This is a genomic window from Flagellimonas zhangzhouensis (assembly GCF_900102925.1).
Taxonomy (GTDB): Bacteria; Bacteroidota; Bacteroidia; order Flavobacteriales; family Flavobacteriaceae; genus Flagellimonas; species Flagellimonas zhangzhouensis.
Map to the genome: position 1 here is coordinate 14,561 of NZ_FNKI01000007.1, position 20,662 is coordinate 35,222.

General features: G+C 39.7%; 21 protein-coding genes and 1 tRNA gene. 15 read left to right on the forward strand and 7 right to left on the reverse strand.

Translation table 11 applies throughout. The features are described from left to right. The first annotated feature begins 37 nt into the window (after window positions 1-37). Window positions 38-649 carry an outer membrane beta-barrel protein gene (locus BLQ18_RS16420; RefSeq protein WP_090299410.1) on the forward strand — a complete coding sequence of 204 codons (612 nt, stop codon included), beginning with the start codon at window positions 38-40 and terminating at the stop codon, window positions 647-649. A gap of 72 nt (window positions 650-721) precedes the next feature. Here the strand turns inward: BLQ18_RS16420 and BLQ18_RS16425 are convergent, their stop codons facing one another. Then, window positions 722-1,678, reverse strand: coding sequence for an FKBP-type peptidyl-prolyl cis-trans isomerase (locus BLQ18_RS16425; RefSeq protein ID WP_090299414.1), 957 nt, complete (start codon window positions 1,676-1,678; stop codon window positions 722-724). A gap of 78 nt (window positions 1,679-1,756) precedes the next feature. On the opposite strand from BLQ18_RS16425, the gene BLQ18_RS16430 reads away from it, so the two are divergent. Together BLQ18_RS16430 and BLQ18_RS16435 are read left to right on the forward strand one after the other, a co-directional pair. Next, window positions 1,757-2,128 carry an RNA-binding S4 domain-containing protein gene (locus BLQ18_RS16430; protein ID WP_090299418.1) on the forward strand — a complete coding sequence of 124 codons (372 nt, stop codon included), beginning with the start codon at window positions 1,757-1,759 and terminating at the stop codon, window positions 2,126-2,128. A gap of 33 nt (window positions 2,129-2,161) precedes the next feature. Next, entirely contained in the window at window positions 2,162-2,659 is a 498-nt protein-coding gene (locus tag BLQ18_RS16435) for a phosphoribosyltransferase family protein (protein ID WP_090299420.1), read from the forward strand. Here the strand turns inward: BLQ18_RS16435 and BLQ18_RS16440 are convergent. Beyond that, on the reverse strand, window positions 2,651-3,160 hold the full coding sequence (locus BLQ18_RS16440) for a shikimate kinase (protein ID WP_090299423.1): 510 nt from the start codon (window positions 3,158-3,160) through the stop codon (window positions 2,651-2,653). The genes BLQ18_RS16435 and BLQ18_RS16440 overlap by 9 nt on opposite strands. Window positions 3,161-3,279: 119 nt before the next feature. On the opposite strand from BLQ18_RS16440, the gene BLQ18_RS16445 reads away from it, so the two are divergent. Further along, window positions 3,280-3,352, forward strand: a tRNA-Lys gene (locus BLQ18_RS16445). Between the two features lie 67 nt (window positions 3,353-3,419). Here the strand turns inward: BLQ18_RS16445 and BLQ18_RS16450 are convergent. Both BLQ18_RS16450 and BLQ18_RS16455 read right to left on the reverse strand, forming a co-directional pair. Then, window positions 3,420-3,791, reverse strand: coding sequence for a GerW family sporulation protein (locus BLQ18_RS16450; protein ID WP_090299426.1), 372 nt, complete (start codon window positions 3,789-3,791; stop codon window positions 3,420-3,422). Between the two features lie 14 nt (window positions 3,792-3,805). Further along, a complete protein-coding gene (locus BLQ18_RS16455; protein ID WP_090299430.1) occupies window positions 3,806-4,357 on the reverse strand; it encodes a hypothetical protein in 552 nt (183 codons plus the stop codon). A 114-nt stretch (window positions 4,358-4,471) separates the two neighbouring features. Between BLQ18_RS16455 and BLQ18_RS16460 the strand changes: the two genes are divergently transcribed. From BLQ18_RS16460 to deoD, 6 genes are read left to right on the forward strand one after another with little or no spacing between them, the layout of a single operon-like run. After that, a complete protein-coding gene (locus BLQ18_RS16460) occupies window positions 4,472-5,557 on the forward strand; it encodes an efflux RND transporter periplasmic adaptor subunit (RefSeq protein ID WP_090299432.1) in 1,086 nt (361 codons plus the stop codon). Next, window positions 5,554-6,816 carry an ABC transporter permease gene (locus BLQ18_RS16465; protein WP_090299435.1) on the forward strand — a complete coding sequence of 421 codons (1,263 nt, stop codon included), beginning with the start codon at window positions 5,554-5,556 and terminating at the stop codon, window positions 6,814-6,816. The genes BLQ18_RS16460 and BLQ18_RS16465 overlap by 4 nt, the downstream gene beginning before the upstream one ends. Before the next feature lie 7 nt (window positions 6,817-6,823). Next, the gene (locus BLQ18_RS16470; RefSeq protein ID WP_090299440.1) at window positions 6,824-7,513 is read left to right on the forward strand and encodes an ABC transporter ATP-binding protein; all 690 of its coding nucleotides are present in this window, start codon (window positions 6,824-6,826) and stop codon (window positions 7,511-7,513) included. Between the two features lie 59 nt (window positions 7,514-7,572). Next, on the forward strand, window positions 7,573-7,977 hold the full coding sequence (locus tag BLQ18_RS16475; RefSeq protein ID WP_090299444.1) for a hypothetical protein: 405 nt from the start codon (window positions 7,573-7,575) through the stop codon (window positions 7,975-7,977). 1 nt (window position 7,978) lies between these two features. Then, entirely contained in the window at window positions 7,979-8,614 is a 636-nt protein-coding gene (gene deoC / locus BLQ18_RS16480; RefSeq protein ID WP_090299447.1) for a deoxyribose-phosphate aldolase, read from the forward strand. A gap of 8 nt (window positions 8,615-8,622) precedes the next feature. Further along, on the forward strand, window positions 8,623-9,327 hold the full coding sequence (deoD, locus tag BLQ18_RS16485) for a purine-nucleoside phosphorylase (RefSeq protein WP_090299451.1): 705 nt from the start codon (window positions 8,623-8,625) through the stop codon (window positions 9,325-9,327). Here the strand turns inward: deoD and BLQ18_RS16490 are convergent. Genes BLQ18_RS16490 through BLQ18_RS16500 form a run of 3 tightly spaced genes read right to left on the reverse strand, consistent with a single transcriptional unit; the run spans window position 9,324 to window position 12,834 of the window. Further along, the gene (locus BLQ18_RS16490) at window positions 9,324-10,598 is read right to left on the reverse strand and encodes a mechanosensitive ion channel family protein (protein ID WP_245668174.1); all 1,275 of its coding nucleotides are present in this window, start codon (window positions 10,596-10,598) and stop codon (window positions 9,324-9,326) included. The two genes, deoD and BLQ18_RS16490, sit on opposite strands and share 4 nt — an antisense overlap. Before the next feature lie 46 nt (window positions 10,599-10,644). Continuing rightward, on the reverse strand, window positions 10,645-12,039 hold the full coding sequence (locus BLQ18_RS16495; RefSeq protein WP_090299454.1) for a hypothetical protein: 1,395 nt from the start codon (window positions 12,037-12,039) through the stop codon (window positions 10,645-10,647). Between the two features lie 57 nt (window positions 12,040-12,096). Continuing rightward, complete coding sequence (locus BLQ18_RS16500; RefSeq protein WP_090299458.1) at window positions 12,097-12,834, reverse strand: beta-ketoacyl-ACP reductase; 738 nt, start codon at window positions 12,832-12,834, stop codon at window positions 12,097-12,099. 385 nt (window positions 12,835-13,219) lie between these two features. On the opposite strand from BLQ18_RS16500, the gene BLQ18_RS16505 reads away from it, so the two are divergent. From BLQ18_RS16505 to menE, 5 genes are read left to right on the forward strand one after another with little or no spacing between them, the layout of a single operon-like run. Further along, window positions 13,220-14,731 carry a sodium:solute symporter family transporter gene (locus BLQ18_RS16505; protein WP_090299461.1) on the forward strand — a complete coding sequence of 504 codons (1,512 nt, stop codon included), beginning with the start codon at window positions 13,220-13,222 and terminating at the stop codon, window positions 14,729-14,731. Beyond that, window positions 14,718-15,671, forward strand: a complete 954-nt coding sequence (locus BLQ18_RS16510; protein WP_090299465.1) for an alpha/beta fold hydrolase — start codon at window positions 14,718-14,720, stop codon at window positions 15,669-15,671. Before BLQ18_RS16505 ends, BLQ18_RS16510 begins: the two co-directional genes overlap by 14 nt. Window positions 15,672-15,694: 23 nt before the next feature. After that, entirely contained in the window at window positions 15,695-18,130 is a 2,436-nt protein-coding gene (locus BLQ18_RS16515) for a TonB-dependent receptor (RefSeq protein ID WP_090299469.1), read from the forward strand. Window positions 18,131-18,151: 21 nt separating this feature from the next. Next, window positions 18,152-19,138: a 3-oxoacyl-ACP synthase III family protein gene (locus BLQ18_RS16520; RefSeq protein ID WP_090299472.1), complete on the forward strand. Its 987-nt coding sequence runs from the start codon at window positions 18,152-18,154 to the stop codon at window positions 19,136-19,138. Between the two features lie 12 nt (window positions 19,139-19,150). After that, window positions 19,151-20,644 carry an o-succinylbenzoate--CoA ligase gene (gene menE / locus BLQ18_RS16525; protein WP_090299475.1) on the forward strand — a complete coding sequence of 498 codons (1,494 nt, stop codon included), beginning with the start codon at window positions 19,151-19,153 and terminating at the stop codon, window positions 20,642-20,644. The last annotated feature ends 18 nt before the right edge of the window (window positions 20,645-20,662 follow it).

Here is a 20,662-nt window from a genome sequence, read left to right on the forward strand (position 1 = left end):
ATCTCTTCGGAGATATTTTAACCCTAAAACAACACTTATGAAAAAAACGCTTCTCGTGGTGGCTTTTGCCTTTTTTGGCGCCACTGCATTTGCACAAAGCGGTTCAGGCTTTGGTTTAAAGGCTGGATTATCCTACAACAAGAATGGAGACCTTATCAATTCCGTCGGAGATGGTGGTGCTGATATTATTGAAGGTGCCAAAGGTAAAGCTGGATACCACATTGGAGTATTCGGTAAGCTTGACTTCACCACTATTTACTTAAGACCAGAATTGGTGTATTCCAAAACCAAAAGTGAGTACGAAGTAGATGGAGATTCCCAAGATTATGATGTATCCAAATTGGATATGCCCGTTTTACTGGGATTGAAAGTAATAGGTCCATTGCACGTATTTGCAGGTCCTGCTTTTCAATATACCTTAAAAAATGAATTAGGGGATTTGGAAATTGACGACGTGGAAAATGACTTCACGGTTGGATTAAATATCGGTGCTGGCGTTAATTTAGGCCGACTTGGTTTGGATGTACGCTACGAAAGAGGTTTTTCCAAAAACGAAGCTGAATTTATTGGCGAGAATATTACCGATGTTTCAGGTCGTGTAGATTCAAGACCATCACAAGTAATTTTTGCATTATCGCTTATGCTTTAATCAAAAAGTAGTTCCATAAAAAAAGCCCCGACTTAAGTCGGGGCTTTTTTGTTTATATATGTTTCTTTTCCTTTAGTTCACTGTCGGATCTAAATAATCTGGAACTCCATCACCATTAGAATCTGGATAAGGGAAAATAATATCCCCATTCTCATCGGATATTTCACTTCTTGTTGATACCCCATCACCATCATCATCTGCATCCCTATAGTTAGGCAAAGCTGGAAGATTTAATGGTTCAGTATCTTCATCAGTGTTATCATCCAACAAATATCTGTTATTGTTCAAATCTTCCATGATAGAAGGAATTCCATCATTATCACTATCCGTATCTTCCACATACAACCCTAATTCCACTTTAAAAAGTACAGGAGCATACGTACCAGCAGCTCCAACAGTTCTGTTAAAAGCAGCCAATCCAGAAGGCATCACAATAATGGCAATACCTCTATCTGTAATCTCATAAGATCCATCAGGATTATCTACAATGTTTTCTGATGTTCCTGCATACATTTGTGAAATACCATCCCCATAACCACGATATGTAGATGGTAATTCTTGCCAAAGAAAATCTTGACTTTCATCAAACAAGGTACCGTCCAAAGCAGAACCTTGGTAACGCACTAGGGTAGAATCAGCATAGGTTGGGCTTCCTCCGCCCCCTTTTTGCACTTCAATATAGTAGTAGGTATGAGGAATATCTTCTTCTTCGGCACTTAAACCTAAATGAGTATTGGAAACGTTTAAAGTTATCGCTTGGGCAAAATCCATCATTGGAGTTTTGTCTGCATTTGCACCAGCAATGGTATCGATTACAATTTTATAATCGAATCCTTCTGGCATGGTAACTTCATCAAAATCTTCGTAATTGTAAAAGTGGGTGTTTAAAAACTCCTTGATGGTTTCATCATCTTCGGGCTCCACTTCTGCCAATAAGCTAGGTGGCACCGTTATTATTCCATCATCATCCTTCTTACAGGAAAAAAAAGTAATTCCAAATACCAATAATACAATCAATCTGTACTTCATCCAGTGTGTTATTTAGGCGCGCAAGATACAATTTTCCATTATTTTTGCTTTGTCCGTTAACAAAGATTTGCGAAGAGCATGCGAATAGACAAATACCTTTGGTGTACTCGATATTTCAAAACACGTAATCTGGCCTCAAATGCAGTAAAAAAAGGTCAGGTAAGGGTAAACGATAGTGTTGTAAAGCCATCCAGGGAGGTTTACCCGATGGATAAAATTGTGCTGCGCAAAAATCAAATCGACTATCAACTCACCGTTTTGGATTTGCCTGAAAGTCGTGTTGGGGCTAAATTGGTAGATATTTACCGCAAGGACACCACACCAAAAGAGGCGTTCGAACACAACGATCTGCTTCAATACGCAAAAAAACACTACAGAAAAAAAGGACTTGGGCGCCCCACAAAAAAAGACCGAAGGGATATTGACGATTTTTTGGATGACCCTGAATAATCTGTTTTATATCTTTGAAATAATTTCCGTAACATGATGAACCGTATTCTAAACCACGACCAGATCCAACATATTGCAAAGCGCATCGCTTATCAAATCTACGAAACCAATGTAGAGGAGAAAGAAATTGTGGTAGCGGGCATTAATGGGGGTGGTGTGGATTTTGCCAAAAAAATAATGGACATCCTTAAGAAAATCACGGATGCCGAAATAATTTTGTGCAGGGTGGATATGGATAAAAGCAATCCGCTGGAGAGTGGTGTTAAAACTTCCATTGGTATTGAGGACTACAAAAACAAATCCATAGTGTTGATAGACGATGTGCTTAACTCTGGCACAACATTAATCTATGGAACCCATCATTTCTTAAAAACTCCAATAAAACAATTGAAAACGGCTGTTTTGGTGAATCGCAACCACAAAAGGTACCCGATAAAAGCCGACTTTAAAGGCATTTCGCTTTCTACTTCGCTCAATGAGCACATTAAAGTGGTTTTTGAAAACAAGAACAATGCAGTGTATTTAGAGTAGGCTTCTTATCTCTGTTACTACATCTTCGGGAGAACCACTCCCATTCAAAGTATATTTCGCTTGAGAATAGAAAGGAATTCGTTCAAACAAATGCTTCCCTATAAATTCAGGTAAATCTTCATCAGGAATATTTTTTACCAAAGGGCGGTCTTCTTTTTCTTTAGAAATTCGGTTGACCAATTGTGGAATTGTCATACCTAAATACACGGAGCAATCCGATTTTTCCAGAATCATTTCAATATTATTTGCATAGCAAGGTGTGCCTCCCCCAGTCGATAAGACCAAAGATTCTTCTTTTTCGAGAACCTCCAAAAGCATTTTATGCTCCAATTTTCTAAAAAAGATTTCGCCTTTTTCAGAAAAAATGGTTTTAATGGATTTTTTTTCTGAAGCTTCAATATAATCGTCCAGATCAATAAACTGAACTCCTAATTGACTGGCCAACAACCTCCCAACAGTTGACTTTCCACTCGCCATATATCCCATTAAAACTATTTTCATTTACCCGAACTTTAATCGTTTTCAAAAAAACACAAATTTATCATTAATTCACCTTGGAAAATAAATTATTGATGTTATATTTGCACCCGCTTAGCCAAACAGCTAGGCGCTGAAATTTTGACCTGGTAGCTCAGTTGGTAGAGCATCTCCCTTTTAAGGAGAGGGTCCTGGGTTCGAGCCCCAGCCAGGTCACATTAAAAAACCCTTCAAAAGCAATTTTGAAGGGTTTTGTTTTTTAGGGATTATTTTTCGAGCCGTATTAAGCTACTGCTTCTTCGTGTCGGTTACGTTCTTTAACCAATTTTTCGATCAAATCGGGTACTTTTTCGAAAGCTGCCGCCAATCCGTGGGTTTTGCCAGCTTCCAAGAATGAGATTTCTTCTCCTTTGGTCACCAAAAATCCGATAGGTTCAATACCAACACCAGCTCCAGCACCTGCGCCTTCACCTTTTCGGTTTTTACCTTCAATACCTTCGCCACCTCCAGAACCAAAGCCCATACCAACTTTAATCACTGGCACACACTTAAATTCACCCAAATCAAAGGGTTCTCCAACAATCGTTTCCGTTTTGGTCTCAGACTTGATAAAGTCAGTCACCTTGTTCATTAATTCTTCAAAATGTAAATCCATGACCTTAATTTTTACTAGTTAAACAATGATTTCAACATCCTATAAGGTCTGTTTCGAATATCCAGCACCAGTCTATTTCTGTCTTCAAAATTTATATGAAAGGAAGCCACAAACTGATTGAGCAACACAAAAACAGGATACATTTTTGCGTTGGCCACATAATCCCCCGTGTCCATATCCAAATCAAATTGTCTTACCTCGAACGACTTCAAAAGCTGAAGCATTTTTTTAAAACTCACTTTCCGTTTTCGTTTGGCTTTGTTTTTTTCGGATTGTTTTTTTTGATTGATGGATCTTGTTAAGGGGTAAAAACAGCGTTCATAAAAAAGGACCTTTAAACGCACCCTTAAAAGTTCTTTCTCGTCGGGTTCAAAACTCGCCTTTGCCAAGCCCTTCAACCGCGCAAAATAGGTGTTTGCATCGGTATCGATAAAAACCTGTATTGGAATAAAAAGTAGCCAAAGGACCAGGAGTACAACTAACAATATTACGGCAGAAAGTATCATTAGCTTTTTATTGCAAAGGAAAGTGCCGAAATCCAAATAAACAATGACATCCGTCAGCATAACCACTTAAATAGCAAAAAGTTAATAACTTTTCATCCATGGCACAGATAATGACGGAACTCATGTTACAAATCAGTTTTTATTGGTAATTTGAAGTCACTATTTACGAATCCGATGAAATATTCCGTAGTAATCGTTTGTGTTTGCGCCCTGCTTTTTTCATGCAAGGACGAAAAAGAGAAAACTTACCCTAAAAAAATGCCCTTGACTGAATCGGTATATGCTTCGGCGACTATTCAACCTGATAGTTTATACCAAGCGTATTCCAAAGTATTGGGCATTCTGGACAAAATTTGGGTAGAAGAAGGAGATACCGTTAATCGAGGTGATCCTATTCTCCAAATTACGAATACTTCTCCTGAGCTCAATGTGCAAAATGCGCAATTGGCGCTAAAACTGGCTCAAGAAAACTATCAAGGTCGAGCTGCGGTCCTAACCAGCATCCAAGATGAAATTAACGCTGCAAAACTGAAATTGAGCAATGACTCTATCAATTACTTCCGCCAGAAGAACCTTTGGGACCAAAATATTGGCTCCAAAGTGGAATACGATTCCAAACAACTGGCCTATGAATTGTCGCGAAGCAATTTGAACCTCCTCCAAAGCAAATACACCCAAACCAAAAACGAACTGGAAACCCAGCTCAAACAATCCGAAAACAATTATAAATCCTCTTTGACCAACTCGGGCGACTTTACCATTACCAGTAAAATCAACGGAACGGTGTATGCCATTTATAAAAATCCAGGGGAAATTGTGAACACCCAAGAACCCGTAGCTGCATTGGGCAAAACCGATAAATTTATTATTGAGCTGTTGGTAGATGAAGTGGACATTGTGAAACTCAAAATAGGACAACAAGTATTCTTAACGCTGGACTCCTACAACTCACAAGTTTTTGAAGCCACTTTAGATAAAATTTATCCGAGAAAAGATGAGCGCTCCCAGACTTTTTTAGTAGAAGCATTATTTAATGACCCTCCAAATATTTTGTACCCTGGATTATCTGGCGAGGGAAATATTGTGGTCTCCAAAAAAGAAGAAGCGCTAACCATTCCAAAGGAATATCTTATTGGAGATTCCAAAGTGTTGACCGACGATGGAGAAACAACGATTACCCTCGGACTTCAAAATTTGGATATGGTAGAGGTTGTTGACGGATTGGATGAAACAACAGCGATCTATAAACCTGAGCCATGATCAATTGGAGTGTGATATTGGGCATTGCCAAAACCCATTTGCTGACCAAAATGAAATCTACGGTTACCGCAACTTTAGGGGTGACTTTCGGTATTGGGGCCTATATTACTTTGGTGAGTTTTATGACGGGGCTGAATGCCATGTTGGATGATTTGGTCTTGAACCAAACTCCCCATATTCATATGTACAACGAAATTAGGCCATCCCCTACCCAACCCATTTCCCAATATCAGGGATTTTCTGATGCTTTTAATGTGGTGCACTCCATCAAGCCCAAGCAAAACCAACAAAAAATTCATAATGCCTTACCCATTTTGAGCTATCTTAAAAAACATACCAATGTACGGGGCGCAACCCCGCAACTTCGGGCTCAAATTTTTTATTTATCTGGATCTATAGAATTGGGCGGCAACTTGATCGGAGTCGATATAATGGAAGAGGCCCGATTGTCCAATATTCAAGATAATATCGTCGAAGGTTCACCCCAAGCCCTAAAAAATAACACCAACGGTATTTTATTGGGCGCTGGTCTCGCCGAAAAGATGTCACTATCGATTGGTGATCGAGTACAGATCAGTACGGTTGAGGGAAATATATTTCCCTTAAAAATTGTGGGCATTTACCAAAGTGGGATCGCGGAGATTGATAATATCCAAAGTTTTGCCAATCTAAATACTGTGCAACGCATTCTGGGTGAAGCTGAAAACTATGTGACCGATATCAATATTAAGTTGTTGGATATTGCCGAAGCAGAGCCTATGGCTCGCAGTCTGGAAAAGCAGTTCAATATAAAGGCGGTAGACATCAATGAGGCCAATGCCCAATTTGAAACGGGCTCCAACATTCGAAACTTAATTACCTATGCCGTTTCCATAACGTTGTTGATCGTGGCAGGTTTTGGCATTTACAACATCTTAAATATGTTGATCTATGAAAAAATGAAGGACATTGCCATTTTAAAGGCCACAGGTTTCTCAGGAAAGGACGTGCAGTACATTTTTATGGCCCAAGCCATTATTATTGGACTCTTTGGTGGACTCATGGGGTTATTAATAGGATTTGGATTATCACACCTCATCGACAATACGCCATTTGAAACTGAAGCGCTTCCCACTATTACCACTTATCCTGTCAACTTTAATCCTAATTTTTATGTGATTGGGATAGCCTTTGCATTGATTTCCACCTTTATTGCTGGGTATTTACCCTCCAACAAAGCCAAAAAAATAGACCCCGTTAAAATTATTAGGGGCACTTAATTAGACCATGAATTTAGTTTTAGAAGCCAAACATATCAACAAGCACTTTCATAAGCCCAAGGATTTTCATGTGCTCAAGGATATTTCCTTTGACGTTAAAAAAGGAGAATTCGCTTCCATTATGGGAAAATCAGGTTCTGGAAAATCCACTTTGCTCTATATCCTATCTACAATGGATACCGATTATACGGGGGAACTGTACCTCAACAACCAATTGGTAACGGGAAAATCACATCGAGAATTGTCACGCATCAGAAACAAGAACATCGGGTTTGTATTTCAGTTTCATTACCTGCTTTCTGAATTTAGTGTGATTGAAAATGTGATGCTACCTGCCAAAAAACTGGCTGAGAAACCCTATGCTGAAATTGAACGAAATGCGAATCAAAAATTGGAAATGCTCAACATTGGCCATTTGGCGCATCAAAAGGCATCAAGAATTTCAGGAGGTGAAAAACAACGTGTCGCCATAGCACGCGCACTCATTAACGACCCCACCATTTTAATGGGTGATGAACCTACGGGTAATTTGGACAGTCACAATTCGGAAAACGTCTTCAATATTTTCAAAAATTTAAAAGAAGAACAAGGACTTTCGCTTTTGGTGGTTACCCATGATGAAGATTTTGCCAATCGCACGGACCGCATCATTCAAATGGAAGATGGCATCATCATGAACCATCTGGTGAACAGTTGAGAAAAATCAGTTAAATCCAGTTGGAATAGTCTTAAATTTATAAGATTAAATCATGAATCATGTTGAACTCAGAAAAAACGGCCAACGAATTTTATCAAAGCCTAGGAAAATTATTCTATGCAGTGGCCATGGCCGATGATGAAGTTAGACCCGCAGAAGTTACCCGATTGCGAAAATACGTTCGCAAATATTGGTTGGATGTTGATGGTTTTGAGGATGAATTTCATACCGATGCCGCTTATCAAATAGAAATTGTATTTGATTGGTTGGATGATGAAGAGAAAGGTGCCGATCACTATTTTGAAGAGTTCAAGGAATTCTACACGGAACATGCTGATAAATTCACGGACAAATTAAAAGCTTTGATTCTTGAAACCGCCGAATCCATTGCTAGTTCTTTCGCTGGAACAAACAGGGCTGAAATGTTGGCCATTTTCAAATTAAAACAACTTTTCAATCACTAAGATGACCATAGCCCCTTATATAGATCACACCAATTTAAAGGCCACCGCAACTCCTAGCGATATTAAAAAATTATGCCAGGAAGCTATGGAGTATCATTTTTATGCGGTCTGTGTAAATGGTTGTTACGTTTCCTTGGCCAAAGAGGCATTGCAAAACAGCAATGTAAAAGTAGCCGCGGTAATCGGATTTCCTTTAGGAGCTATGTCTACCGAGGCTAAAATTTTTGAAGCCAAGGATTGTGTAAAAAACGGAGCAGATGAAATTGATATGGTCATTAATATAGGATGGTTGAAAGCAAAAAAAAATGATGCTGTCCGAGATGAAATTAAAGCTCTTAAAAAAGCTATTGGGGGTACCATTTTGAAAGTGATCATTGAAACCTGTTACCTAACCGATGCAGAAAAAGAGATCGCTTGCACACTTTCGATGGAAGCCAATGCTGATTTTGTAAAAACCTCAACGGGTTTTGGCACTGGTGGTGCCACTTTGGAAGATGTACAACTCATGAAACGGGTTGTAGGCGATAAGGCAAAAATAAAAGCCTCTGGTGGCATAAAAGACAAAGCAACAGCACTTCAATATATTGAACTTGGGGTGAGTCGCATTGGCACCTCATCAGGTCCAACCCTACTTTAAACAAAACCATGAGCACACATATTGAAGCCAAAAAAGGAGAAATCGCAGAAACCGTCTTAATGCCAGGTGACCCTTTGCGTGCCAAATGGATTGCCGAGACCTTTTTGGAAAACCCCGTTTGCTACAATAAAATTCGAGGTATGCTCGGATACACTGGAACCTATAAAGGGCAACGGGTTTCTGTACAAGGCAGTGGAATGGGCATGCCCTCGGCCATGATCTATTTTCATGAGTTGATTAATGAGTATGATGTGAAAAACATTATTCGGGTCGGCTCCGCAGGTTCCTATCAAAAGGATGTGGGGTTAAATGACGTAGTTTTGGCCATGTCCGCCTCTACCACTTCGGGAATCAATAATTCCAGATTCATAAATTCCGATTACTCTCCTACTGCGGATTTCGGACTTTTCATCAAGGCAGTAAACTACGCCCAAAAACACAACATTCCACTCAAGGCTGGAAATGTGCTCTCTTCAGATGAGTTTTACAGTGATGATCCAGAAGAATACAAACTTTGGGCACAATATGGAGTGCTCTGCGTAGAAATGGAAACGGCAGGTCTCTACACCATCGCTGCCAAATACAATGTGCGTGCGCTCACCATTTTGACCATTTCAGATTCTTTGGTAACACGTGAAAGTTTATCGGCACATGCCCGAGAAACAACTTTTAGGGATATGGTTAAAATTGCTTTGGCTGCGGCTTTGGATTAAACTTTAGTTTCTGTAACTAATGAAGTGGGCAATTCAAAAACCTCTAAAGAAAAGTAGGGTAAGGCAGCCAACAAATGGTCGAAAATATCAGCCATTACGTACTCATAGTTTTCCCAACGCTTATCGGAGCTGAACGCATAAATTTCCAAAGGAATTCCTTGTGTGGTAGGTTCCAATTGGCGCACCATTAAGGTCATCTTTTTATTGATTGCTGAATGGCTTTCCAAATAATTAGTCACATATTTTCTGAAGACACCAAAGTTGGTCAGGTTTCTACCGTTGATCAGTAAAGACTTGTCAATTTGATGATCCTGGTTATAGGTTTTGATCTGCTCAGACCTCGAATCCATATACGATTGGATCAGTTGGATTTTGTTCAAAGCTTTAATGTCATCGGGCGTCAAGAATTTGATGCTCTGTTGACGAATAATCAATGCCCTTTTAATGCGTCGACCACCCGAATCCTGCATCCCCCTCCAGTTTTTGAACGAATCTGAAATAAGAGCGTAGGTTGGAATGGTGGTAATGGTCTTATCAAAATTCTGAACCTTAACCGTGGCCAATGAGATTTCAATTACATCACCATCGGCACCATATTTATCAAAAGTGATCCAGTCCCCAATACGAACCATATCGTTGATAGTGACTTGAATACTGGCCACCAAACCTAAAATGGTATCCTTGAATATCAACAGCACAACTGCCGAAGCCGCACCCAATGCGGTGACAAACTTCCAGACCGTAGTCTCTGTAATAATGGCAAAAATGGTAAAGATTCCGATGACCCAAGCGAATATCATAAATACCTGAACATAGCTATCAATGGGCTTGTCTTTAAATCGGGGGAGCGTTTTTAAATACCCATTAATGCTTTGGAATACCTTTCGGAAAATGACCAAAACTAAAAGCACAAATAGAATGCTCATGATTTTTATGGCCACTCCTTCGGCATACTCGAAATCGGTAAATGCGACAGGAATGAATTTTAAAAAAATCAACATGGGAAGTACATGCGCCAAATAGCGTGGCACTCGGTACATCACCAAAAAATTATCGAAGTTGTTTCTGGAGCTTCTTGCTAATTTAATGGAAACTGCTCGTAGGATTTTCCAGAGTAGAAAATCCAACAAAATCACCAACACCAACATTCCTGCAAGCAAAATCAGTAAGTTGAGGTATGAGGCCCATTCCTCTCCCATTCCTGCTTCCAAGAGTCGGTTGTACAGTAATCTTCCCAACTCCTTATCCATAAAATTCAACACTGTAAACATGGGTGCAAAATTACAGTTTATAATGAAGCTTAAAACTAAAATCGGATTAGATTGCCCGCTTTATGGAATCTTGCAATAAGTTGATGGCCCGCTCCGATGGCTCCACCTCGTAGGTAGCTTGTAAACGATCTATTTCCCTTCGGATACCATTCAAAAATTTAGCTTCGGTAATGTTACCCTCTTTGTGGTTGGCAAGGGCCAAATACCATTTGAAATAAGAAAAAGAAACGAAATTTTTCACGAACTGGGCTTCTCGGTCAATAAGGTTGAACCTACGAATGACTTTCTTTACTTTTTGGTATTCTCCAAGGTGAATCAAAGTCTCAACATACGTTCTGAAGAATTTGTTCCAGTTATGCTCCAAGATATCCTTTTCATACATTTCCAATCGATTCTCGGCATATTGCTTCGAATTTTGGTATTGATCATTATCATTATAGCATTTCATCAAAGATGAAATAAACAAGGTTCGGTTGTATTTATTGGACATTTGACGGGCAAAGGGACGAGCTTCAATCAACAATTTCAGGGCCTCTTTAGATCTTCCCAATTTGAGCAGGTTAAACGAATAGTTGTTCAGGTACATAATGTAATCGTTACCTTGTTCGGTAATGGACAATTTGCCATAATACAATGCCAAATCATACTGATGCATTTTCATAAGAATGAGCTGCTTGTTCCCGTAATAATTGAGCAGTAATTTCTTAGAATAATAAGAGCCATCTTCCAATTTGGGTTCCAATTCTTTGTAATAACCCAAGACCTCTTCCAAGGAATCATTTTTCAATAAGGCCACATAGCTCATCAAAATCAGCGTTTGATATTTGTTATAGCCATCCAAGCTTTGATCCGTCCAAAGTCGTGTGAGCCAAGAAATCCATTTTATGGAGTTTTGGGAAATCTTTAAATTGTGGTAATCGGTCACGATATCCACCGTGGCTTGCGTCATTCGGTTGCTCACCTCTTTGCAACGGGCATAATCATCGTGGTAGTCGTGCACAAATTTGTGAATGAGCTCGTAATCGTTCAAGCGTACCCGAACCAAAAGAAACATCAGGTAGTTTTTTACGACCTCATAAAAACGGATAAAATGAAAATGATGTGGTTCGTATTGTTTGATGAGTTGCAACAGTTCCTTTTCCTCATCAGAAGAAATAGTGTCGGTTTTAATACGAATATCGATGTAGTTGAGTCGCTCGTAGTATTGATCGGTGCAAAAACCATCCAATCGGCTTTGCATCCAGTTCATTAAATGGGAATACTTCCGCTTATCTATTTTGGGATCGTATTCCAGTTGCGTGTCCTTACTACAGACATTTTGGTAAAGCGTTACAAAAATACCAGCTCGCTCTTCATCTTGAAATTGCTTTACACTATTGAGCAAAATAACTTCATGTGGCAATAAAGAATCCGCATAGGTCTGAAATTTTTTAAGCTTCATATTTCAATCGCTTTATTTGTTCAATGGCCTGAATGCGGATTCTTTAAAAAGAGGGTTTTACATGACCAACCCACCATCCACACTAAGGACAATTCCGTTTATAAAACTTGCTTCTTCGGAAGAAAGGAACACATAGGCATTGGCAATATCTTCGGGAGTTCCCATTCGGCCCAGCGGTGTTTTTTCCTCAAGACCTTGAATTACCTTTTCTGGAATAGTGCCTACCATTTCGGTAGCAATAAAACCAGGAGCAACGGCATTTACACAAATACCTTTTCTCCCCAGCTCACGAGCCCAAACCTTGGTCATACCAATAACACCCGATTTTGTAGCCACATAATTGGTCTGGCCAAAATTGCCGTACAGACCCACAATAGATGCCGCACTTACTATTTTGCCACTACCCTGCTCTACCATATGTTCCGATACAGCTTGCGTACAATTAAATACTCCAGTCAGGTTTACATCGATAACCATTTTCCATTGCTCTGGAGTCATTTTCTTTAAAGTAGCATCCCTAGTGATTCCTGCATTATTGATTAATATATCAATACGACCATGGTTGTCCATGATTTCCTTAACGGCAGCGTCTACAGATTCACGATCCACAGTGTTCACCTCTTGAAAATGAAAAGGCATACCTTTATAGGTATTAAATAAATCTCCAGCTGCTTTGGCATCAATATCCCAACAAATCACGGTTGCTCCTTCTTCCAAAAACCGTTTAACCGTTGCCTTACCAATTCCTTTGGCACCACCTGTTACGATGGCTACTTTATTTTTTAGTCGTTCCATGTTTTAAATTTTGGATAAAGCTAAGGTTATTGGGTAACTGCAAAGTTAGATAAATTACTTTTTAAAATATTGACTTCCATCTTTTATATATTATATATAATTGATTTTTAATTATTTATATAATTTTTTAAATATATTGACTTATTAATTTTTCATTCAAAAAATTTGCCTATAAGATAGAATATTAGGTGAAAAAGTTCTAAATTTTATCCAAATTACCATAAATATTGAATATTACCTTAAAAAAGTCCATACCTACTATTTAATTATCCCTTGACTCTTTCTCAACAAAATCAATCATATTTAAATGCGATATTCACATTATATCGTCTTATGATTTAATGATTACTCATTTTATAGCAACCTAAGATACCATTCTTAAATTATGACCGAAGCTTACCAAATTACCACCTTAATTGTCCTTATTGGATTTATGTCCCTACTATTTTATTTGGTATACAAGTCAAGAGCATCCTCAGATAGTTTAGAGGTGTACGCTTTGGGGAATAAATCCTTTTCATCCATATCGGTTGCCTTATCATTGGCCGCATCCATTACCAGTGCAGCCACCTTTATTATAAATCCAGGTTTTATTGCGCTTTATGGATTAAGTGCCTTTATAGCATTTGGGGTAGTAATGCCCTTTGCCATTTATGCGGCCCTGATCATTTTTATAAAGCGTTTTCGAAAATATGGCATGGATGTAAAGTCCATATCCATTGCAGATTGGGTAGGTAAGCGATACGACTCTCGTTTTCTTAAAATCCTATTCGGGTTTTTAAGTATGTTATTGATCACTTTTATTGTTTTGATTTGCGTTGGGATGACCAAGGTGGTATCGAAGGCATTGAACGCCAATGAGCTTTCCATACTTATTATTATAGTGGCGGTTGTATTCACTTATATGATGATTGGCGGAGCCAACACCATGGTCTACACCAATTCGGTGCAAGCTATTTTAATGATTGTTGTTGCAGTGCTCCTTTTGGGTTCTGGAGCTTACCTACTTTTTAAAACTGGGGATGATGGTTTTATCAACCGTTTGAACGAAATAGACCCTTCACTAACGCAAACATTCAATAAACAAAGTCCGTTGTTTCGGGATTTCTTTGAAGTAGTGGTCTGCAACACCATAGTAGGTATTGCCATAGTTTGTCAACCACATATTTTGACCAAATCCCTTTTGATTAAAAAAGATTCACAGGTCAATAAGTTCCTTTTATATACTGTACTAGTTCTATTGCTGTTCTTCTCCGTGGTTTTTGTGGGCATTTATGCCCGAATAAGCTTCCCTGATTTAATGTACAATGGTGCCAAGCTGAACATGGATGGAATTGTTTCAGCTTATGTACTGTACCGATTCCCTGTTTATGTGGGCATTGTGGTGATTTTGGGACTTTTGGCCGCTGGCCTTTCCACTTTGGAAGGATTGATTCAATCGATACCCACCACAATTACCAACGATTTTGTAATGCCGTTGACCAAAATGGCGAAGTTAAAAGCAGCTCCGATGAAGATCAACAAAGTGTTGACCGTAATTGTAGGAGTGATAGCGATCCTTTTGTCGTATGATCAATTGGTGAACCCAAGTTTGAGCGTGGGAATTTTTGCCCAAAACGGGGTGTATGCCTTTTTCTCGGCAGCCTTTGTTCCCGTTTTCTTTGGCATATTCACCAAAACCCAAAACAAATGGATACCTATTGCAGCTTCTTTGGTAGCCATTACCACACACTTTAGTGTGTATTATTTGGAACTGACACCTTATATGGAAGGTATGGCAGTAAAAAACCCAGCCATTGCCTCTGCGCTTGCACTGATTTCATCAACCATTACGGGATTGGCCATTTACGCCATAAAACCCATGAACAAAAAAGTACAGGAGTATGCCAGCGCTTAAATTCATTCAGAAGTCATTGAAGTGGACCCTTAGTGCCATCCTCGCATTGACTTTTACACAAAATAGTATGGGACAAGATATTGCATCCAAGAAAATACATCTTCCAGATCAAAAATTGGAAATCCATTACCTGCAAGCAGGTCAAGGAAAAACCAAATGGGTTTTGATTCATGGATTGGGCAGCTATTCCAAAGCCTATAACAAAATATTGTCCAACCTACCTGAACATGTGGAAGCTTATGCTTTGGACCTCCCTGGATTTGGAGAAACAGCACTGAATGGGACAACCATTTCCATGGAAAATTATGCTTCGGTGGTAGATGAATTCATTAAAGAACTTGATTTACAACATGTGGTTTTGGCAGGGCATTCCATGGGTGGTCAAGTTGCCATGACGGCTGCCATAAATCAACCCAAATGGTTAAAAAGCCTAATTCTTTTTGCTCCAGCAGGTATCGAACAGTTTACAGCAAAAGACCATGCATGGTTCGAGGCCGTTGCCACAGAATCATTATATCTGAATTTGACCGACGAACAAATCCGTCAAAATTTCAATGTGAATTTCTACGGCATGCAACTCCCACAAGATGCAGAGTTCATGTACCAAGACCGTATAAAAATCAAAAAGGATTCTGAGGGTTATAAAACCTACTGCTCCACCACGGTTGCGAGCATAAAAGCTATGCTTTCGGGTCCTGTTTACGACCAAATTGGTCAAATTAAAGTGCCCACCCTGGTGCTTTTTGGAAAGAATGATCTTTTGATTCCCAATAAAATTCTACATCCTGATCTAACCATTGCCCAATTAATGGAAACGCTTCAAAACGACTATCCAACAACAACAAACAAACTACTAGACGAAGCGGGACATTTTATCATCTGGGACCAGTCGGAAAAGGTTGTGGAAGAAATTCAAAATTTCACAGATGCACACAAATAATTAATAACTAAACTAAACAAACAATGAAACTTTTACAGACACTATTAGTATTGTTCATGGGCGTTACTGGACTATTTGCCCAAGATGTTGCTGTAAGCGGTACCGTTACCGATGAGGATGGAAATCCTCTTGAAGGCGCAAGCGTATATGTAGCGGAGATCAGTGTTGGTACCACAACAGATGCCAGTGGACACTACGAATTACTATTAAAACAAGGAAAACACATCGTCCAATTCTCATACATCGGGTTTTCCCCCGTTGCGAGACCCATTACCTTAGGGGCATCGGGCATGACCATTGATGTGAGTTTACAGGCCAGCATGAGCTTGGATGAAGTAGTCATCGTATCAGGATCCAAAAAAGCTGAAAAAATTACTAGCTCACCTGCAACAGTTGTGACCATTTCACCAAGACAGATCAATGAATATGCTGGTAATCCAGCTGAATTGTTGGCCAGAAAAAAAGGGATAGACTACTTCAGAGCTGGTATTGCGACCCCAGCGTTCAACATTAGAGGTTTTAACTCCAACTTTAATTCAAAAAACCTTCAAGTTGCTGATGGAAGAATTTCCAGTCTAATTGCCACAGGTCTTCCAATGGGGCCATTGACAACCACTGTTAAAGAAGATATTGAACAAATTGAGGTGGTTTTGGGACCCAATGCAACGCTTTATGGACCCAATGCCCATAATGGATTGCTAAATACAATCACCAAAGACCCAAGAAGATACGAAGGCACCACCATCGCTACCAATTTAGGTGTAAACAGTGATGGAAATGGGTATTATTCAGGAAGACTTCGTTTTGCCAAAAAATTGAGTGACAAGTGGGCTTTCAAAGCTACTGGAGAATACACCAAGGCTACAGAATTTATCTATGCCGATTCTGTTTATATAGATAGAGATTTGGATGGCATCAAAGAAGGATATCCAGAATACGATTTGGACAACGACGTAAAGTTTTTCAAAACGGAAGCCAGCGCCTATTATTCACCTACAGAAGGTACAGACCTTATCGCAACTTACGGACACAGTAACAGCACTTATCTTTCCCCGACCAATGTGGGAAGAAACCAAATTATTGATTGGAGAATCAGCTTCTATCAATTACGTTTTAAAACCCGTAATTTCTTTGCTCAGGCCTATTATACCACCAGTAAAACGGATGACACTTATTCCATCGACGAAAGAACCAAGCAATACTATCGTGGTATCGACGCTGGACTTTCAGAAGAAGAGGCATCGGGCGATTTTTCCTATGCCAGTGCTGCTAAATTTGTAGATGATTCCAAGCGTTGGAATGCAGAAGTTCAATATTCAAACACCCTTTTTGATGATAAATTGGAATTTGTAACAGGGCTTCAATGGCAATTGGATATGGCCAACAGTAAAGGCTCCTATCTATTGGATGAAGGAGGCGATATAGAAGTAAACCAATTGGGAGGATACCTTCACTTGGATTACGACTTTGGAAGCGGGTTCCGAGGTATTGCAGCAACCCGTATCGATAACCACGAAATTTACGGCACCAATGTGATTCCAAAATTTGGAGTACTTAAAGAGTTTGACAAAGGAACGCTTCGTTTCACCTACGGTCAAGGTATTGCAGCACCGACCATTCTTAACATGTACGGAAACCTATTCTCTGGGTTGATCCTGGGTAACTCTGATGGTTTCACCCTTACCGATGGCACGGTTATCCCTGCACAAGGTGTTGAAAAAGTAGACACTTATGAAATAGGTTACCGAGGCTCATTGACTCCTAAATTATACGGGGACTTCAATGCCTATTACAATATTAACAAGGATTTCTTGAGTCCTGTCACAGTAATTGGAGTGGCTACGCACCGAGGTGACACCCCAATCGAGGAAGTTCAATCTGGATATGCCTTCTACAATGGTTTGGTGGCTACGTACATCAACTTTGGACGCGTAAACACTTATGGTGCCGATTTGTCTTTGACCTATAGCATTTCACCAAAATGGAGTGCAACAGCAAACTATTCTTATTTCGATTATTCATTTGATGAAAATGATTCGGACAATGATTTTAACAATGATGGCAATGTTGACTTTTTAGACTTCTTGATCAATTCACCTACCAATAAAATTGGAGCAGGAATCAATTATAGTGGAGATAAATTCTTTGGAGGAATGTTTGGAAGATGGGTTGAGGAATACAATTATTTCTCCAGCTATCAAATTGCCTCTGAGACTTTGCCAGGGTACACCTATAGAGGAACCCCGATTGTTGAAAATGCAAGAAGCACTGATTCATTCAACTATGGTCCATTGGGAGGTTTTGTAACCTTCGACCTCAACTTTGGATACCACTTTAATAAAAACTTTACGCTTTCGTTTGCGGCTACCAACCTTTTCAACACAGAAATGAGAGAGTTCACAGCAGCTCCCCCAACTGGTGGTCTGTACGTACTAGAAGCAAAATTGAACTTGGATTAATAAAACAGTCAAATAGCATAGATGAAAAATGCAAAGATTATAGCCTCGGGAATGTATGTTCCCGAGGACATATACACCAATGCCTATTTTAACGAGATTCTGGGTGAAGATGTAGACACATGGCTACGGGAAAATGTGGAAATTTATGAGCGCAGATGGTGCAAGGAAGGAGAGTCAACTGCCGATTTATGTGAAAAAGCAGCCAACTCCGCACTTAAAAATGCAGGAATGAAAGCTTCCGAGCTGGATTTGCTCATCATTGCGACCGATACGCCCGAATACATCTCCCCTTCCACTGCAGCAGTGGTGCAACATCGAATCGGAGCGGTAAATGCAGGTACTTTCGACCTCAATTCGGCCTGCGCTGGATTTGTGACCGCTACCGAAACTGCAGCGCACTACATTAAAAGTGGTGGACTGAATAAAATCATGGTAATAGGTGCCTATGGCATGAGTAAATATTTGGACAAAACGGATAAAAAAACCGTAACCCTATTTGCTGATGGCGCTGGAGCTGTCATCATGACTTCCACCGAAGAAAAAAACAAGGGGCACCAAACAGGGAAATTAATTTCCAAAGGGGAATATGCCGACTGGATGGGAATTTATGCAGGAGGAACCAAACATCCTTCTACACACAATGTGATAGACCACAAAGACCATCAACTCAAATTTGTAAAGAAGTTTCCGCCCGAACTCAATCCTCAAATGTGGAGCATGTTGGCCAATCAACTGGCAGAAAACATGGGAATTGGGGTTTCAGAAGTTGACCAGTTTCTCATTACGCAAATCAACATCAATGCCATTCGAGAAACCTTAAAACTTCTTGGCGTTCCAGAAGACAAAGCTTATACGGTAATGCACAATTATGGTTATACAGGATCCGCCTGTATTCCGATGGCGTTGCACAAGGCTTGGGAAAATCAAAAAATCAAAGAAGGCGACACCTTATTTTTTATTGGCTCAGGTGGTGGATTGGCCTTTGCTGCAAATGCTTTTATACTGTAACTTTAAAGTATTATGATCAACACCTTTGATTGGTTTAATAAATGGTCGGGCTACACCCCGAATAAAGTAGCCTTAAAGGATGCCGAAACGGGTAAGACCCTTACCTATGCACAAATCAACAATGCTGCAAATAGCATTGCACATTATCTAAAAGATAAACATCAGCTCGGGAAAGGGGATAGAATTGCCATAATTGCCGAAAACGAATTAACCCAGGTTTTACTATTTGGAGCGGCACAAAAAATGGGAATCATATTGGTCCCCATCAATTATAGGTTGGCTCCTGCAGAGGTAGAATATTTATTGAACGATTCTGCATCTACCTTGGTGCTCTTTGATGAAAATTGTTATGACGTCCATGCCTTAAAACATAAGGCCGAATACGAACCTATTGCTCCTTTTATTCATTTTGTTGAGGATGAAGGACCTGATTATGCCGTACAATTTCATGAAGAGGATCCTATCTTTATTTTATACACAAGTGGGACAACTGGATTCCCAAAAGGAACCTTGTACACTCACAAAATGTTGTTTTGGAACAGCATCAATACCGCCCTTAGTTTGGTAATAAGCAGTGCTACCAAAACATTGAACTGCATGCCACTTTTCCATACGGGTGGATGGAACGTGCTTTTGGCACCAGTGCTCCATCATGGAGGCACCATCATCATGTTCAAAAAGTTTGATGCTGAAAAAATATTGAATTCCATTGTCACGGAAAAACTGGACCTTTTTATGGGCGTTCCCACCATGCTTAAAATGATTGCCGAACTCCCACAATTTGATGCCACCGACATAAGTTTTCTCAACTACATTATTGTGGGTGGCGAAAGTATGCCCGTACCCTTGATTCGCAAATACCATGATAAAGAGGTACCCATTCGGCAAGGTTATGGTCTAACCGAAGTAGGCCCAAACCTGACTTCTTTGCACCAAAGCATGGCTGAAAAAAAGCAAGGATCCATCGGCAAGCCTAACTTTTATGTTCAAGTACGCGTGATGGACGACGAGGGCAATGAACTACCGCGAAACGAACCTGGAGAACTTTGGATTACAGGCCCGATGGTCACCCCTGGGTATTGGCAAAATACTAAAGCCACTAAAAACAGTATTGAAAATGGGTGGTTTAAAACGGGTGATGTGGCCATCATGGATGAAGAGGGCTTTATTTTTATAGTTGATCGCAAAAAGCATATGTACATTAGTGGTGGGGAAAATGTGTACCCTGTGGAAGTAGAGCGTGTACTTTTACAACACAAGTCCATCAACGAAGCTGTTGTATTCGGAATTCCACATGAAAAATGGGGTGAATGTGGAGCCGCCTTGATTGTGAAAGGATCAGAAATATCAGAAGAGGAAATAAAAGCTTACTGCTTGGAAAATTTGGCCAAATTCAAAGTGCCTTCCGAAATACATTTTATCGATTCCGTGCCTAAAGGAGATACAGGTAAAATTGACCGAAAGAACATGAAGAAAAACTTTATGTCCGAAAGAAATTTGATTTAAAATTTTTGCTCAAATTTT

Bases quoted from the DNA above. Each gene is read 5' to 3' on its own strand.
- BLQ18_RS16420 (WP_090299410.1), top strand. From the start codon at position 38: ATGAAAAAAACGCTTCTCGTGGTGGCTTTTGCCTTTTTTGGCGCCACT.
- BLQ18_RS16425 (WP_090299414.1), bottom strand. From the start codon at position 1,678: ATGAAGTACAGATTGATTGTATTATTGGTATTTGGAATTACTTTTTTT.
- BLQ18_RS16430 (WP_090299418.1), top strand. From the start codon at position 1,757: ATGCGAATAGACAAATACCTTTGGTGTACTCGATATTTCAAAACACGT.
- BLQ18_RS16435 (WP_090299420.1), top strand. From the start codon at position 2,162: ATGATGAACCGTATTCTAAACCACGACCAGATCCAACATATTGCAAAG.
- BLQ18_RS16440 (WP_090299423.1), bottom strand. From the start codon at position 3,160: ATGAAAATAGTTTTAATGGGATATATGGCGAGTGGAAAGTCAACTGTT.
- BLQ18_RS16450 (WP_090299426.1), bottom strand. From the start codon at position 3,791: ATGGATTTACATTTTGAAGAATTAATGAACAAGGTGACTGACTTTATC.
- BLQ18_RS16455 (WP_090299430.1), bottom strand. From the start codon at position 4,357: ATGCTGACGGATGTCATTGTTTATTTGGATTTCGGCACTTTCCTTTGC.
- BLQ18_RS16460 (WP_090299432.1), top strand. From the start codon at position 4,472: ATGAAATATTCCGTAGTAATCGTTTGTGTTTGCGCCCTGCTTTTTTCA.
- BLQ18_RS16465 (WP_090299435.1), top strand. From the start codon at position 5,554: ATGATCAATTGGAGTGTGATATTGGGCATTGCCAAAACCCATTTGCTG.
- BLQ18_RS16470 (WP_090299440.1), top strand. From the start codon at position 6,824: ATGAATTTAGTTTTAGAAGCCAAACATATCAACAAGCACTTTCATAAG.
- BLQ18_RS16475 (WP_090299444.1), top strand. From the start codon at position 7,573: ATGTTGAACTCAGAAAAAACGGCCAACGAATTTTATCAAAGCCTAGGA.
- deoC (WP_090299447.1), top strand. From the start codon at position 7,979: ATGACCATAGCCCCTTATATAGATCACACCAATTTAAAGGCCACCGCA.
- deoD (WP_090299451.1), top strand. From the start codon at position 8,623: ATGAGCACACATATTGAAGCCAAAAAAGGAGAAATCGCAGAAACCGTC.
- BLQ18_RS16490 (WP_245668174.1), bottom strand. From the start codon at position 10,598: ATGTTTACAGTGTTGAATTTTATGGATAAGGAGTTGGGAAGATTACTG.
- BLQ18_RS16495 (WP_090299454.1), bottom strand. From the start codon at position 12,039: ATGAAGCTTAAAAAATTTCAGACCTATGCGGATTCTTTATTGCCACAT.
- BLQ18_RS16500 (WP_090299458.1), bottom strand. From the start codon at position 12,834: ATGGAACGACTAAAAAATAAAGTAGCCATCGTAACAGGTGGTGCCAAA.
- BLQ18_RS16505 (WP_090299461.1), top strand. From the start codon at position 13,220: ATGACCGAAGCTTACCAAATTACCACCTTAATTGTCCTTATTGGATTT.
- BLQ18_RS16510 (WP_090299465.1), top strand. From the start codon at position 14,718: ATGCCAGCGCTTAAATTCATTCAGAAGTCATTGAAGTGGACCCTTAGT.
- BLQ18_RS16515 (WP_090299469.1), top strand. From the start codon at position 15,695: ATGAAACTTTTACAGACACTATTAGTATTGTTCATGGGCGTTACTGGA.
- BLQ18_RS16520 (WP_090299472.1), top strand. From the start codon at position 18,152: ATGAAAAATGCAAAGATTATAGCCTCGGGAATGTATGTTCCCGAGGAC.
- menE (WP_090299475.1), top strand. From the start codon at position 19,151: ATGATCAACACCTTTGATTGGTTTAATAAATGGTCGGGCTACACCCCG.